This window comes from Azospirillum sp. UENF 211521, from assembly GCF_058780535.1.
Genome location: NZ_JBSNCF010000001.1, coordinates 128,382 through 141,512, shown reverse-complemented (window position 1 = coordinate 141,512; position 13,131 = coordinate 128,382). Strand labels below are relative to the sequence as shown.

Genomic DNA, 13,131 nt, shown 5'->3' with positions numbered 1-13,131 from the left:
GGATAGAGTGCGGCTTTGCTCCACCTTTGCGACGTCATGTCGAGTCTGTACGCCTCTTCCGAACTGGACACCCTTTCCTTTATCGACTTCGACGACGACAGCGACGCCGTGGCGACCAGCCACGAGCTGTCGCTGACGCGCAGCAAGCTGGGCAACATGCTCGACCTGCTCCCCGCCGGGCTGCTGATCCATCAGGAAATGGGCATCGTCTTCGCCAACCAGGAGGCCGCGCGCATCCTGGGCCAGAGCGGCGACGCCCTGGTCGGGCGCCATTTCCTGGACTTCGTCGAGGAATCGGGCATCGACGACCAGCGGGACGCCTTCCTGCGCTGCCTGCGCAAGCGCGAACTGGTGCGGTCGCAGGACGGGGTGATGGTGTCCACCGATGGGGAGCGGACCTGCGTCCAGGTCAGCATGTCGCCCCTGCCGTGGGACGGGCTGCCGGTCATCTACGTCCTGATCAACGACGTGACAGCGCTGAAGGAGTCGGAGGAACGGCTGCGCCGGCTCTCGATCACCGACCCGCTGACCGGCGTGTCCAACCGCCGCCACTTCGTCGAGGCGGCGGAGCAGGAGCTGACCCGCGCCCGCCGCCACGGCCGGCCGGTCACGCTGCTGATGCTCGACCTCGACCACTTCAAGAGCATCAACGACACCCACGGCCATGCGGTGGGGGACGAGGCGCTGCGGACCTTCACCGCCGCCGGACGCGCCCTGCTGCGGGAGAACGACCTGCTGGGCCGCACCGGCGGCGAGGAGTTCGCCATCCTGCTGCCGGACACCGACGTCGCCGGGGCGCGCATGGTGGCGGAGCGCATCCGCCGGCGCACGGCGGAGCTGGCGGTGCCATCGGGGGATCAGGCGGTGCGCTTCACCGTGTCGATCGGCGTGGCCTGCTGCGCGGCGGGGACTCGCGACGTCGACGCCATGCTGTCCAGCGCGGACGAGGCGCTGTACCGCGCCAAGGCCGCCGGGCGGAACCGGGTCGTCTGCGCACTGGAACCGACCCCGTTCTGAGCGATTTTTCCACCATGACACCGGGGCCGCGATGCGCATCGCCTTCTACGCCCCGCTGAAAGCCCCGACCCACCCGGTGCCGTCGGGCGACCGCCGCATGGCCCGGCTGCTGATGGCTGCGCTGGAGGGGGCCGGGCACAGCGTGACTCTGGCCTGCACGTTGCGCAGTTGGGACGACGGGCGCCGTCCGGGCCGGGCGGAGCGTCTGGCGGCGCTGGGCGCGCGTTGCGCCGACCGGCTGACGGGGCGCTGGCGGGACGACCCGCCGGACCTCTGGTTCACCTATCACCTCTACCACAAGGCGCCGGACTGGATCGGCCCGGCGGTCAGCCGCCGTTTCGGCATTCCCTATGTGGTGGCGGAGGCGTCCTTTGCGGGGAAGCGGGCCACCGGTCCCTTCGCCGCCGGCCATCGCGCCGCCGAGGCGGCGATCCGGCAGGCCGCCGCTGTGGTCAACCTCGCCGGCCACGACGCCGAGGGGGTGCTGCCGCTGCTGCAATCGCCCGACCGTCTGGTGCGGCTGCGGCCTTTCCTGGACACGCGGCCCTTCGCGGCCGCCGCCGCGGAGCGCACCCGGCACCGGGCGGCGCTGGCCGAGCGTTACGGTTTGAATCCGGATATTCCCTGGCTGCTGGCCGTCGGCATGATGCGCGGCGGCGACAAGGAGCGTTCGTACGAAATCCTGGCCGAAGCCCTCTCTCCCTCCCCTGCGAAGCGGGGGAGGGCCGGGGTGGGGGCAAGCGGTTCGCATCTGCTGATCGCAGGCGACGGCCCTGCTCGCGCTCGGATTGAGGCGATGTTCGGGGATGGCACACTTGCCCCCACCCCAACCCTCCCCCGCTCTCGGCGGACCGAAGGTCCGCCTGCCGCGTCAGCGCAAACCTTTGGTTTGCGCGAGAGCTGGGCGGGGGAGGGAGTTGTGTTCCTCGGCCAGCAAGATTCGGATGCCCTCGCCGCGCTCTACGCCGCGGCCGACCTGATGGTCTGGCCGGCGGTGAACGAGGCTTACGGCATGGCTCTGCTGGAGGCGCAGGCCGCCGGGCTGCCGGTCGTGGCGGGGCGGACCGGGGGGGTGCCGGACGTGGTGCGCGACGGCGTGACCGGGCTGCTGCCGCCGGTGGGCGACGGGGCGGCCTTCGCCGCCGCCGTCCGGGCGCTGCTCGACGATCCTGGGAGACGCCGCCGCTTCGGCGAGGCGGCGCGCCGCATCACCGAAGCGGAGCACGATCTGACCAACGCGATGGAGGTTCTGGACAAAGTCGTCCGGGGCGCCGCGCGGAAAGGGAACCCATGACCGACCTCATCATCCTGCGCCACGGGCCGACCGCCTGGAACGCCGCGCACCGTCTCCAGGGCGGCATCGACGAGCCGCTGTCCGACGAGGGCCGCGCCCGAGTCGCCACCTGGAGGCTGCCGCCGGACGTTCTTGGCTACCGCTGGGTCGCCAGCCCGAAGCGGCGGGCCTGGGAGACGGCCCGGCTGCTCGGCCTTGACCCGGCACCCGAACCGCGTCTGGTCGAGATGGGCTGGGGGGAATGGGAAGGCCGCCTGCTGGAGGAGCTGCGGTCGAGTGGCGCCCTGACCGCCGACCGCGAGCGGATGGGCCTCGACTTCCGGGCGCCGGGCGGAGAAAGCCCGCGCGACGTGCAGAACCGGCTGATCCCCTGGCTGGCCGAGGTGGGTGCCGGGGGCGTGCCGACCGGGGCGGTGGCCCACAACGGGGTGATGCGGGCGCTCTACGCGCTGGCCACCGGCTGGGACATGGTGGGCAAGCCGGCCCACCGCCTGACCGACGGCTGCGCCCACCGCTTCCGGGTGGCGGAGGATGGGACGCCGTCGGTCGTGGCGATGAACGTGCCGCTGGTCGCGGAAAGTTAACCGATCACAGGGCCAGATCGACCATCACAGGAACGTGGTCGGAGGGCTTGGGCTCCCAGCCGCGGGCCTCGCGCAGGACGCGGTGGCCGGTCAGCGCGTCCTTCAGCGGCGGGGTGACCCAGATGTGGTCGAGCCGCCGGCCGCGGTCTGAGGCCGCCCAGTCCTTCGCGCGGTAGCTCCACCACGTGTAGAGCTTTTCGGTGGGCGGAACGAAATGGCGCAGCGCGTCCACCCAGCCGATGGACGCCTGCATCGCCGTCAGCTTCGCCACCTCCACCGGGGTGTGGGAGACGATCTTCAGAAGCTCCTTGTGGCTCCAGACGTCGTTCTCCAGCGGCGCGATGTTCAGGTCGCCGACCATGACCATGCGGCGGTCCGGGCTGCGCCGGGTCGTCCACCACTCGGTCATTTCGTCCACGAACTGAAGCTTGTGGGCAAACTTGTCATTCTGTTCCGGGTCCGGAATGTCACCGCCCGCCGGGATGTAGACGCTGTGCAGCTCGATCCCGCCGGGCAGTTCGGCGAAGACGTGGCGGCAGTCCTGCTTGCCGCACCAGTGCTGCACGTCGCGCGACGCGAAGGGCAGCTTCGACAGGATGGCGACGCCGTTGTAGCTCTTCATCCCGTGGATGTGGGCGTGGACGTAGCCCTTCCCGGCCAGCGGGGCCATCGGGAAGTCGGTGTCGACGACCTTGGTCTCCTGCAGGCAGATGACGTCCGGCTGCGTCTCGTCGATGAGGCGCAGCAGCAGGTCCATCCGCATGCGGACGGAGTTGATGTTCCAGGTGGCGATGCGCATCGTCCGGTGATCCGTATTGCCGATGTCAGGCGATGGTGACGGCGATGGTGCCGACGCCCTCGACCGCGCCTTCCAGCCGGTCGCCGGCGACCACCGGGCCGACGCCCTCCGGCGTGCCGGTGTAGATCAGGTCGCCCGGTTGAAGCTCGACCAGACCCGACAGGTAGGAAATCGTTTCGGACACGGTCCAGATCAGGTCGGCCAGATCGCCCTTCTGGCGCAGTTCCCCGTTGACCGACAGCGTCACAGACCCCTTGTCGGGGTGGCCGATGTCGGCGGCGCGGCGCAGCGTGCCGCAGGGGGCGGACTGGTCGAAGCCCTTGCCCATGTCCCAGGGCTTGCCTTCCTTCTTCGCCGCGTTCTGCAGGTCGCGGCGGGTCATGTCCAGCCCCACGCCATAGCCGTAGACATGGTCCAGCGCGCGCTCCACCGGAATGTCGCGCCCACCGGTGCCGATGGCCACGACCAGCTCGATCTCATGGTGCAGGTTGGCGGTCCGGGGCGGGTAGGGGATGGCGGTGCCGTCGGCGACGATGGCGTCGGCCGGCTTCATGAAGAAGAACGGCGGCTCGCGGTCCGGATCGGCGCCCATCTCGCGCGCGTGGGCGGCGTAGTTGCGGCCGACGCAGTAGATGCGGCGGACCGGGAACGGATCGCCGCCGGCGACCGGAACGGTGGGCTGGGGCCACAGGGAAATGGCGTAGGCCATGGCGCGCCTTTCTTTCGGAGGGGTGCGGTTCGGGCAACCACCCTACCGGAAAGAGCACCAGAAAAAAGCCCCAGCCGTCGGGCCGGGGCTTTGGCGCGAAGACGCCCGGTCTGGGGGGGACCGGGCGTCGGAAGCTCCGTGTTCGGAACCCGTCTGCGGCAGGGGAATGAACCGTCGGCGGGCAACCGCGCCGGCATGCCTGTTTCCGGGGGGGCCGGGGTCAGGAGCGCGATCACTTCATAGGGTTAGAGGTGGAGCCGCTTCCGGGCCGAACCAATGCGCAACGGGAATGGGTGCTATGCAAATGATGCGGATTGTGTGGTTCTTGCTGACAAAATCGGCACCTGCCTGCATTTTACACGACCAATAGACTAGTCAATAAACGACGGCTTTCACGTTGACCGACATCGACCGCCCCACCCCCTCGGACCGGCGCACCCGCCAGCGTCCGAGCAAGACCGGAAAGATGGCCCTCGGCCCTCTGCCGGAGCTCGTCGGCTACAATCTGCGCAAGGCGCAGGTGGCTGTGTTCCAGAGCTTCCAGAACGCCGTGGCGCCCCACGACATGACGCCGGGGCAATTCGGCGTCCTGATCATGATCAAGGAGAACGAGGGCTTGTCGCAGTCCGACCTGGGCTCGGCGGTGGGCATCGACCGTTCGACCATGGTCGCGGTCATCGACCGGCTCGAGTCGCGCGGCCTCGTCATCCGGGCGCCCTCGCCCAACGACCGCCGCTCCTACGCGCTCCGCCTGTCCCCGGAAGGGGAGAAGCTGCTGGACGAGCTGATTCCGCGCATCCAGGCCCATGACAAGGCCATGGTGAAGGATCTCTCGACCGAGGAGCAGGCGCAGCTCATCGACTTCCTCCGCCGCATCTCGCGGGCCGGCTGAGGGCGATGGCGTAAGGGCGGCGTGCCCAATTCCTGGGCACGCGGCACCCGCCGATTGTTGACCTAATCTATTGTCCTGAAACCATCTTTCAGGAAAGGCGCCGACTTGCCCGGTCGGCGGCGGCGCTTCCGAAGGCGCGCAGGATCGCCGCCGACAGCGGATTCTCCCAAAACCGCCATTCCGGGTGCCATTGCACGGCCAGCGCGAAGGCCGGCGCCCCCGCCACGCGCACCGCCTCGACCAGCCCGTCCTCGGCCATCGCCTCCACGATCAGCCCGTCGGCCAGCCGGTCGACGCCCTGCCCGTGCAGGGAATTGACGGTCACCGCCGCCGCGCCGCCGGCCAGCCGTTCCAGCACGCCGCCGGGGGTCAGCCGGACGCTGTGCGACGGCCCGTACTGCACGGCCAGCGGCGCCTCCTTGTCCTCGCGGTGGTTGGAATAGCCCGGCACCTCGTGCACCCGCTGGTGCAGCGTGCCGCCCAGCGCCACGTTCAGCTCCTGGAAGCCGCGGCAGATGCCGAGCAGCGGCACGCCCATCTCCAGCGCGGCGCGGATCAGCGGCAGGGTGGTGTCGTCGCGCTCCGGGTCGTGCAGGGTGCCCGGCTCGCTGGGCGACCCGCCGTAGCGGTGCGGCTCGACGTTCGACGGGCTTCCGGTGACCAGCAGCCCGTCGAGCCGTCCCGCCACCTCGTCCATGTCCAGCGCCGTCCCCAGCGCCGGGATCAGCAGCGGCATGCCGCCGGCCCCGTCCGACACCGCGCGCACATACTTGTCGCCGACGACGTGGAAGGGATGCTCGCCCATCATGCGGGCGCAGGCGGGAACGCCGATCAGCGGCTTGCGGTTCATGGCGGGGACCTCCAGACAGGATTCCGGACCGCTCCGGAAGGCGGCGGCCGGGCGATTATGCGCCGCCGCCGCACAGCGCGCCAGAGGCCCGCCGCCAAGCACAAAGGGGATGCGGGGACAGAATTGTGTTGATTCGCATGCGAATTTGTCCCATATGCCCCCCTCCTCCGCGCCATTTGCGCGGAACATCTGCTGATGGGGGAGAACGATGGCGAAGACCGCTTCTCTCTTCCAATTGGGGATGGACTTGGGAAGCGATCCAAGGAAAGCCCAAACGGAAGGTCAAATCTCCAACCGGACCAACATCACTTCCGGTCCCTGGAGGGAATCTCAAGACGACCGCAAAGACCATTTCATCGTCCGCGATGGCAAGGTCTGCGCCGGCACCCATCTGATCGTCGATCTGTGGGGTGCCGAACGTCTGGACGAGCTGGACCATGTCCGTTCCACGCTGATCGAGTCGGTCGAGGTGGCGGGGGCGACGCTCCTGCACATCCACCTGCACCATTTCACGCCGAACGGCGGCGTCTCCGGCGTGGCGGTGCTCGCCGAGTCGCACATCAGCATCCACACCTGGCCGGAACGCGGCTACGCCGCGCTGGACATCTTCATGTGCGGCGACGCCCAGCCCATGAAGGCCATTCCGGTGCTGGAGCGCGCCTTCAAGCCCACCGGCGTGAAGTGCGACGAGCTGCTGCGCGGCGAAACCGGGTCATGAGCGACTCCGGCTCCGGCTGGTACGACGAGACGTTGCACAAGGACGTGGCCCAGCGCTTGCGCATGGGCCGCGTCCTGCACCGCGACCGCACCGGCCTCCAGGACCTGGTGATCTTCGAGAACCCGGTGCTGGGCCACGTGATGGCGCTCGACGGGGTCGTCCAGACCACCGAAGGCGACGAGTTCGTCTATCACGAGATGCTGACCCATGTGCCGATCCTGGCGCATGGGCGGGTCCGCCGCGTCCTGATCGTCGGTGGCGGCGACGGCGGCATGCTGCGCCGCTGCCTGGAGCACAAGACGGTGGAACGGGTGACGATGGTGGAGATCGACCGCTCGGTGGTCGACCTGTCCATCGCCCATCTGCCGTCCATCAGCGCCGGTGCCTTCGACGACCCGCGTGCCGATCTGGTGATCGCCGACGGCTGCGCCTTCGTAAAGGAAACGGCTGAGCGGTTCGACGTCATCATCGTCGATTCCACCGACCCCCACGGGCCGGGCGCGGTCCTCTTCACCGAGGAGTTCTACGCCGACTGCAAGGCCCGGCTGACCCCCGGCGGCGTGCTGGTCACCCAGAACGGCGTGCCGTTCCTCCAGCCGGGCGAGCTGAAGGACAGCCACCGGCGGCTGGGCCGGCTGTTCGCGGACGCAAGCTTCTTCGTGGCGCCGGTGCCCAGCTACTACGGCGGCTTCATGGCCTTCGGCTGGGCCACCGACGACGCGGCGTTGCGCCGCCAGACGGCGGAGGCGATCCGCCCGCGCTTCGCCGCGGCGGGGCTGACCACCCGCTACTACACGCCCGACATCCACGTCGCCAGCTTCGCCCTGCCGGCCTTCATGCTGGACGCGCTGAAGTAGGGTTTATGGCGGCTGGAACCCCGGCGGCTTGGCCGCCGCCGGGCAGGCGTTGGCGGGCAGGGTTTCCGAATCCACGAACTGGGCGGCCACCGCGACGGCGCAGTCGTCCGACGCGGTGACCAGATGCCCGGCGCTGCGGAAGACGAGGTGCCGGCTTTTCGGCAGGGTCGTCGCGGCGCGCTCCGCCCACTCCGGCGGGGTCAGCGGGTCGTAGGCGCCGGACAGCAGGAGCACCGGCACCGCACTGGCCACCGGCAGCCGCTCCGACGCTTCCTGCGCGGCGGCGGGCCATTGGGCGCAGACGCGCCGGCCGGGATCGTCGGCGGTGACCGCGCCGTAGGGGGCGAAGCGGCGGGCGGCGTCGGCCAGCCGCAGCGGATCGGCGGGATTCACCGTCTCGCGGCATTCGATGGAAAAGGCCATGCCCTCCGCCGAGTCGGGGTCGCCCAGCCAGGGGGCGGGGACCCAGTCGGTCAGGCGGTCGTAGCGCCCGCGCCACGCCCGTTCGATCAGGGCGGGCAGGCGGGGCACGCTCTCGCCCTCGGCCATCGCCTCCAGCAGGGCCGACAGGGCGGCGCCACTGTCCAGCCGCGCCCAGCGCGGGATCTCCGGGTCGCCCACCGGCACGTCCACCGGGGCCTTGCCCAGCCGCTCCACCAGCTCCAGCAGATGGCGCTCCAGGTCCGGATAGGCGGCGCGGCACACGCGGTTTGCCGCGCAGTCGTCGTACAGCCGCTTGAACGCCCGCTGCACCAGCCAGGGCGCCTCCTCCGTCGCGTTGACGTCGGGCGGGTAGATGGAATCGAGCACCGCCGTGCGCACCCGCCCGCCGTGGCGCCGCAGGATCTCCAGCGCCACCCGCGTGCCGTAGGACACGGCGAACAGGTTGACCCGCGGGGCGCCCAGCGCCGCGGCGACGTCCATGGCGTCGTCGGCGGCGATGGGGGTGGTGAACATCGCGCCGTCCAGCCCGGCGGCGGTGAAGCGGTCGCGGCAGGCGGCGATGGCCGTGCGCTCCAGCGTGGCGCGGCGGTCCCGCGACACCGGGCGCAAGCGGGGCGAGGCGCCCAGCACGTCCAGCTCCGGGCAGTCGGTGTCCGGCTCGGCCCGCCCGGCGCCGCGCGGATCGAACAGCACGACGTGGCGCGACCGGCGGAACCCGGCGGTCAGCGACCACCACACCTCCATCCGCTCTTCCACCGCCTCGCCGCTGCCGAAGGGGGAGGCGCCGGGACCGCCCTCCAGGAACAGGACGGGGTCGGGGGACGGCTGCTTGGCGGTGGACAGCAGGACGACAACCGGCAGGCGGAAGGCCCGCGTCGCCGGCCGGTCGCGCCGGTCGGGCACGCCGACGGTCCCGCACAGCGCGGCCTCGCCCTCCGGCACAGAGAACCAGCAGGGACCGGGCACGAAGCGGGGGTCGGCCTTGGCCGGCGCCGGGGCCAGGGCCGCCGCCACCGCCAGCAGGGCGGCGGCGAGAGTCCCCAACCACCGATGATGGGCGCGTCTCGTCACGCGGGTCGATCGTCCTCAAGCAGCGCAGGGGCGGGCGGGGATCGGCCGGGCGATGACCCTTCCACCCGTCCCACCCCTTTCGATGCTTTCTCTTTGACCCAGCGGGGCGGGCTTGTCCAGGACAAGACGGGTCCCGTCCGTCCAAGCCCCCGGCGCGCTCAGCCTTGGGACGAGCCCATCCGGACGGCGCCCTGCTCCGCCGGCTTGGCGCGGTTCCGCTCGCGCCACAGGGCGGGGATGGCGAGGCTGGCGACGCTGGCGAGCAGCAGGACCGCCTTGGTGAGTTGGTTGAAGGGGCCGCCGAACAGGTCGATCAGCAGGATCGCGTAGGCGACCAGCACGTGGAACAGGTAGACCTGCAGCGAGTGCCGCCCCAGCAGCCGGAGGAAGGGCAGGGTGAACAGCGCGGTGAGCAGCCGTGCGGTGCCGGCGGCGACCGGGTGGGACGACCGCGGCCCGGCGATGAGCAGCCAGGACACGGCATAGGCCAGCGCCGCGAAGTTCGCGAGGTAGACGAGGCTGAACTCCGTGCGGTCGACGTAGCGCAGGAAACGCTCGCCGACGATCGGGCTGACCAGCTCGTGGACGAAGGACAGGTGCCAGACCGCGCAGACCACCACGGTGACCAGCGCCGGAACCAGCCAGGGCGGCCGCTCGACCGGGAACCAGCGGTCGGTGTCGAAGCGGCCCCGCTGCACGGCGCTGCCGATCAGCAGCCCGGCGACGTAGAGCACCTGCCAGGCGAGCGGGTTGAACGGCCCGCGCACCGCCAGCCCGTCGCCGAGCCGCCCCAGCCCGGCGTCGAGCGCGCTCAGCACCGGCACATGCAGGCCCATCTGCACGGCGGCCCACAGCGCGGCGCTGCCCAGCGCGACCTTGCGGGCGTGGCCGTCGAGGATCAGGCGGAGCAGCAGCGGCGTCGCCGCGAGGTAGAGGATGTACTGGATCAGCAGATCCGTGAAGGTCGGCGAATGCAGCAGGAGCGCGCTCGCCAGCAGGGTGCCGGGCTCCAGTCCGGCCAGATGCCCGAGGAATCCGCCCAGCGGCTCTCGCGCGCCGGGGACCAGCACCACCATGGCGGTGACCAGCGCGATCACCAGCATGGTCGAGACGTACAGCTCGCGGGCGCGGGCGAACAGACGGCGCCGGGCCGCTTCGGGCGAACGCTGGGTCCAGACGCGGGTGTAGTACATCCCGGCGACAATGCCCGACAGCAGCACGAAGCCCTGGGCGTCCTGCACATAGCCGAGTTCGGCGTGGTTGACCTTGGCGAGCAGCACGCCGCCGGCCAGCACCACGTGGTTCACCATCATGAAGACGAGGAAATAGCCACGCAGCCCGTCGAGCGTCGCGGAGCGGCTCATCGGGCAACACTCCGCCGCGGCGGCCGGGTTGCGGAGGGAACGGCCGTTTTCATCGGTGCGTGGCGCATCTGTGGCGTCTCCGTCGCTGGTGTGGGCGGTCCTCGGGTCGCCCCATATTCGTCGTTAACGGATCGTTAATCCTTGACCGAAGCCGTCCGGGAGAGCCTTTTCGAACAAAGGCTTCCCCGAACCGGTTCGGGCATCAGGCGTTCAGGCGTTCAGGCCGCCGTCCACCGTCAGGGTGGCCCCGGAAATCTGCCGCGCCGCCGGGCTGGCCAGGAAGGCCACCGCCGCCGCCACGTCCTCCGGCTGGCCGTAACGACCGAGCGGCGTCTGCGAGCGCAGGATTTCGGAATGATCGCCGTTCGCCGGATTCATGTCGGTGTCGGTCGCCCCCGGCTGGACCAGATTCACCGTGATGCCGCGCGGGCCGAGTTCGCGGGCGAGGCCGTGCGTCAGGGCGATCTGCGCCGACTTGGTCATCGAATAGACGGTGACGCCCGGCGCGGTGATGCGGTCGGCGAGGCACGACCCGATGAAGACGATGCGTCCGCCCTCGTTCAGATGCGGGATGGCCGCCTGCGCCACCAGCACCGCGGCGCGCACGTTGACGTCCAGAAGCGCGTCGATGTCGGCGAGGCTCATCTCGGCGATCAGGCCCTGGCGGGCGATGCCGGCGTTGTTGACCAGGATGTCGAGGCCGCCGAGCCCCTCGACCGTCTGACGGACCAACTCCGTCATGGCCGCCGGATCGGCGCTGTCGGCCTGGATGGCGACCGCGCGCCGGCCCTTCGCCTCGATCGCCCGGACGACCTCGGCGGCGCGCTCGGCCGACCGCTCGTAGGAGATCGCCACATCCGCACCCTTGTCGGCGAGCGCCAGAGCGATGGCGGCGCCGATGCCGCGCGAACCGCCCGTCACCAGGGCGCGCTTTCCAACCAATTCACCCATCGGCTGACCCATGACCCATCCTTTCTGTGTCGATCGATACAAAAACAGCTAGAGGTGTTCGGCGCCTCGGTCAATGTTTTTTGTATTGATCGACACAGAAATAGAACACCGTTGTCCGAGGCCATTGCCCCCACGCGGCGGCGGGATTAAATAGTGATCGATGCAGAAATCACGTCCGACCCCGCGCACCGATGACAGGACCGCCCAGACGGCCGGCACGCCGCCCGCCCGCGGGCGTGGACGGCCGCGCGCCTTCGACCGCGAGGCCGCCCTGACCCAGGCGACCCGGCTGTTCTGGACCAAGGGCTACGAGGCGACCTCCATCGCCGACCTGACGGAGGCGATGGGAATCGGCTCGCCCAGCCTCTACGCCGCCTTCGGATCGAAAGAGGCGCTCTACGTCGAGGCGTTGAACCATTACCGCAAAAGCCACGAGGGGCTGGTCTGGGGGCGCTTCTTCACCGCCGACACCGCCCGCGAGGCTGTCATGGGCCTGCTGATGGACTCGGCTGCGGCGCTCACCGGCTGCCGCGGCGACATCCCGCGCGGCTGCATGGTGACGCTCTCCGCGGTCGGCAGCGAGGGGCACGCCGAGCTGGGCGAGGTGGTGCGGTCGGCGCGCGCCTCGGCGGTCGATATCCTGACGGAGCGTATGGCGCGGGCCGTGGCCGAGGGCGAGATTCCGGCCTCGGTCGATCTCCACGCGCTTGCCCGTTTCGTGCAGACGGTGCAGGCCGGCATGTCGATCCTCGCCCGCGACGGCGCGGAGCGCGCCGAGCTGGAGGCCGTGGCCGAGGTGGCGATGCTGGGCTGGGACGCCCGCGTCGGCGGCCGCCCGGCCGCTTGAGCGTTCCGGACGCGTCCGGCGTCGCTCACGGGGATCGGCTTCGCCGGCAAATGAACAGGCGAAGCCGACAAGGTTGCCGTCAGGTGGCTTTGATCACGTCCTGCCAGTGGCGGTGCAGAAGCGCGACATCGCCGCTGGTCAGGATCGGCATGGCGCCCTGCAACTGGTCATCGGACCAATCCCACCACCTCATCTCGAGCAGCAGCGCGATGAGAGCGTCGTCGAAGCGCTTGCGGATCACCCGGGCGGGGTTGCCACCCACGATCGCGTAGGGCTCGACGTCCCGTGTCACCAGCGCCCTTGTGCCGATCACGGCGCCGTCACCGATGGTGACGCCGGGCATGATGATGGCTTCCGACCCGATCCAGACGTCATTGCCGATCACCGTGTCGCCGGCCGGCCGATAGCCGTTCCGCGCGCCGGCAAACACCGGCACCTCGGGCATCCAGAAGAAGGGAAAGGTGCTGATCCAGTCGTTCCGGTGGCCTTGGTTGCCCGCCATGATGAAGGCCGCGCCGGACCCGATCGAGCAGAAGCTGCCGATCACCAACCGGTCGACGCCCGCGTCCGGGAGAAGAAACCGGGCGCAGTCGTCGAAGCTGTGGCCATGATAATAGCCGGAATAATAGCTGTACCGGCCAACGACGATGTTCGGGTTGGTGACCTGCTTGTCCAGCGTGATGCCCTTGAACGGGCTTTCGAAGACGTTTTCCATCAAACCACTCACGGCTTGT

At 70.0% G+C, this 13,131-nt stretch carries 14 protein-coding genes; 7 read left to right on the top strand and 7 right to left on the bottom strand.

Annotated elements, in window-relative coordinates:
* The first annotated feature begins 36 nt into the window (after positions 1–36).
* Genes ACWPN5_RS00645 through ACWPN5_RS00635 form a run of 3 tightly spaced genes read left to right on the top strand, consistent with a single transcriptional unit; the run spans position 37 to position 2,895 of the window.
* Positions 37–1,017: a sensor domain-containing diguanylate cyclase gene (locus ACWPN5_RS00645; RefSeq protein ID WP_145682756.1), complete on the top strand. Its 981-nt coding sequence runs from the start codon at positions 37–39 to the stop codon at positions 1,015–1,017.
* A gap of 31 nt (positions 1,018–1,048) precedes the next feature.
* Positions 1,049–2,311 carry a glycosyltransferase family 4 protein gene (locus ACWPN5_RS00640; RefSeq protein WP_492293687.1) on the top strand — a complete coding sequence of 421 codons (1,263 nt, stop codon included), beginning with the start codon at positions 1,049–1,051 and terminating at the stop codon, positions 2,309–2,311.
* A complete protein-coding gene (locus tag ACWPN5_RS00635; protein ID WP_200479742.1) occupies positions 2,308–2,895 on the top strand; it encodes a histidine phosphatase family protein in 588 nt (195 codons plus the stop codon). The genes ACWPN5_RS00640 and ACWPN5_RS00635 overlap by 4 nt, the downstream gene beginning before the upstream one ends.
* A gap of 4 nt (positions 2,896–2,899) precedes the next feature.
* On the opposite strand, the gene xth is transcribed toward ACWPN5_RS00635, so the two are convergent.
* Together xth and ACWPN5_RS00625 are read right to left on the bottom strand one after the other, a co-directional pair.
* Positions 2,900–3,694 carry an exodeoxyribonuclease III gene (gene xth, locus ACWPN5_RS00630; RefSeq protein WP_145682750.1) on the bottom strand — a complete coding sequence of 265 codons (795 nt, stop codon included), beginning with the start codon at positions 3,692–3,694 and terminating at the stop codon, positions 2,900–2,902.
* Between the two features lie 25 nt (positions 3,695–3,719).
* Positions 3,720–4,403 carry a fumarylacetoacetate hydrolase family protein gene (locus ACWPN5_RS00625; RefSeq protein ID WP_492293684.1) on the bottom strand — a complete coding sequence of 228 codons (684 nt, stop codon included), beginning with the start codon at positions 4,401–4,403 and terminating at the stop codon, positions 3,720–3,722.
* 397 nt (positions 4,404–4,800) lie between these two features.
* On the opposite strand from ACWPN5_RS00625, the gene ACWPN5_RS00620 reads away from it, so the two are divergent.
* Positions 4,801–5,295 (top strand): MarR family winged helix-turn-helix transcriptional regulator, encoded by a 495-nt coding sequence (locus ACWPN5_RS00620; RefSeq protein ID WP_094301349.1) that lies wholly within the window; start codon positions 4,801–4,803, stop codon positions 5,293–5,295.
* A gap of 88 nt (positions 5,296–5,383) precedes the next feature.
* Here the strand turns inward: ACWPN5_RS00620 and ACWPN5_RS00615 are convergent, their stop codons facing one another.
* The gene (locus tag ACWPN5_RS00615; protein ID WP_145682746.1) at positions 5,384–6,145 is read right to left on the bottom strand and encodes a gamma-glutamyl-gamma-aminobutyrate hydrolase family protein; all 762 of its coding nucleotides are present in this window, start codon (positions 6,143–6,145) and stop codon (positions 5,384–5,386) included.
* A gap of 208 nt (positions 6,146–6,353) precedes the next feature.
* Between ACWPN5_RS00615 and speD the strand changes: the two genes are divergently transcribed.
* Together speD and speE are read left to right on the top strand one after the other, a co-directional pair.
* On the top strand, positions 6,354–6,863 hold the full coding sequence (gene speD, locus ACWPN5_RS00610) for an adenosylmethionine decarboxylase (protein WP_145682744.1): 510 nt from the start codon (positions 6,354–6,356) through the stop codon (positions 6,861–6,863).
* Entirely contained in the window at positions 6,860–7,720 is an 861-nt protein-coding gene (speE, locus tag ACWPN5_RS00605) for a polyamine aminopropyltransferase (RefSeq protein ID WP_492293681.1), read from the top strand. Before speD ends, speE begins: the two co-directional genes overlap by 4 nt.
* Positions 7,721–7,723: 3 nt before the next feature.
* Here speE and ACWPN5_RS00600 read toward each other — a convergent pair whose 3' ends face one another.
* The 3 genes from ACWPN5_RS00600 to ACWPN5_RS00590 form a co-directional block, all read right to left on the bottom strand.
* Complete coding sequence (locus tag ACWPN5_RS00600; protein WP_492293679.1) at positions 7,724–9,235, bottom strand: alpha/beta hydrolase; 1,512 nt, start codon at positions 9,233–9,235, stop codon at positions 7,724–7,726.
* A 158-nt stretch (positions 9,236–9,393) separates the two neighbouring features.
* Complete coding sequence (locus ACWPN5_RS00595; protein ID WP_492293677.1) at positions 9,394–10,599, bottom strand: OpgC family protein; 1,206 nt, start codon at positions 10,597–10,599, stop codon at positions 9,394–9,396.
* 210 nt (positions 10,600–10,809) lie between these two features.
* A complete protein-coding gene (locus ACWPN5_RS00590; RefSeq protein ID WP_492293675.1) occupies positions 10,810–11,562 on the bottom strand; it encodes an SDR family NAD(P)-dependent oxidoreductase in 753 nt (250 codons plus the stop codon).
* Between the two features lie 148 nt (positions 11,563–11,710).
* On the opposite strand from ACWPN5_RS00590, the gene ACWPN5_RS00585 reads away from it, so the two are divergent.
* The gene (locus ACWPN5_RS00585; protein WP_492293673.1) at positions 11,711–12,397 is read left to right on the top strand and encodes a TetR/AcrR family transcriptional regulator; all 687 of its coding nucleotides are present in this window, start codon (positions 11,711–11,713) and stop codon (positions 12,395–12,397) included.
* A gap of 79 nt (positions 12,398–12,476) precedes the next feature.
* On the opposite strand, the gene catB is transcribed toward ACWPN5_RS00585, so the two are convergent.
* Positions 12,477–13,112, bottom strand: a complete 636-nt coding sequence (gene catB / locus ACWPN5_RS00580; RefSeq protein ID WP_492293671.1) for a type B chloramphenicol O-acetyltransferase — start codon at positions 13,110–13,112, stop codon at positions 12,477–12,479.
* Positions 13,113–13,131 lie beyond the last annotated feature (19 nt).

Coding starts and splice junctions, on each gene's coding strand:
- ACWPN5_RS00635 (WP_200479742.1), top strand. CDS start 2,308: ATGACCGACCTCATCATCCTGCGCCACGGGCCGACCGCCTGGAACGCC.
- catB (WP_492293671.1), bottom strand. CDS start 13,112: ATGGAAAACGTCTTCGAAAGCCCGTTCAAGGGCATCACGCTGGACAAG.
- ACWPN5_RS00615 (WP_145682746.1), bottom strand. CDS start 6,145: ATGAACCGCAAGCCGCTGATCGGCGTTCCCGCCTGCGCCCGCATGATG.
- ACWPN5_RS00640 (WP_492293687.1), top strand. CDS start 1,049: ATGCGCATCGCCTTCTACGCCCCGCTGAAAGCCCCGACCCACCCGGTG.
- ACWPN5_RS00645 (WP_145682756.1), top strand. CDS start 37: ATGTCGAGTCTGTACGCCTCTTCCGAACTGGACACCCTTTCCTTTATC.
- ACWPN5_RS00595 (WP_492293677.1), bottom strand. CDS start 10,599: ATGAGCCGCTCCGCGACGCTCGACGGGCTGCGTGGCTATTTCCTCGTC.
- xth (WP_145682750.1), bottom strand. CDS start 3,694: ATGCGCATCGCCACCTGGAACATCAACTCCGTCCGCATGCGGATGGAC.
- ACWPN5_RS00625 (WP_492293684.1), bottom strand. CDS start 4,403: ATGGCCTACGCCATTTCCCTGTGGCCCCAGCCCACCGTTCCGGTCGCC.
- speE (WP_492293681.1), top strand. CDS start 6,860: ATGAGCGACTCCGGCTCCGGCTGGTACGACGAGACGTTGCACAAGGAC.
- ACWPN5_RS00585 (WP_492293673.1), top strand. CDS start 11,711: ATGCAGAAATCACGTCCGACCCCGCGCACCGATGACAGGACCGCCCAG.
- ACWPN5_RS00590 (WP_492293675.1), bottom strand. CDS start 11,562: ATGGGTCAGCCGATGGGTGAATTGGTTGGAAAGCGCGCCCTGGTGACG.
- speD (WP_145682744.1), top strand. CDS start 6,354: ATGGCGAAGACCGCTTCTCTCTTCCAATTGGGGATGGACTTGGGAAGC.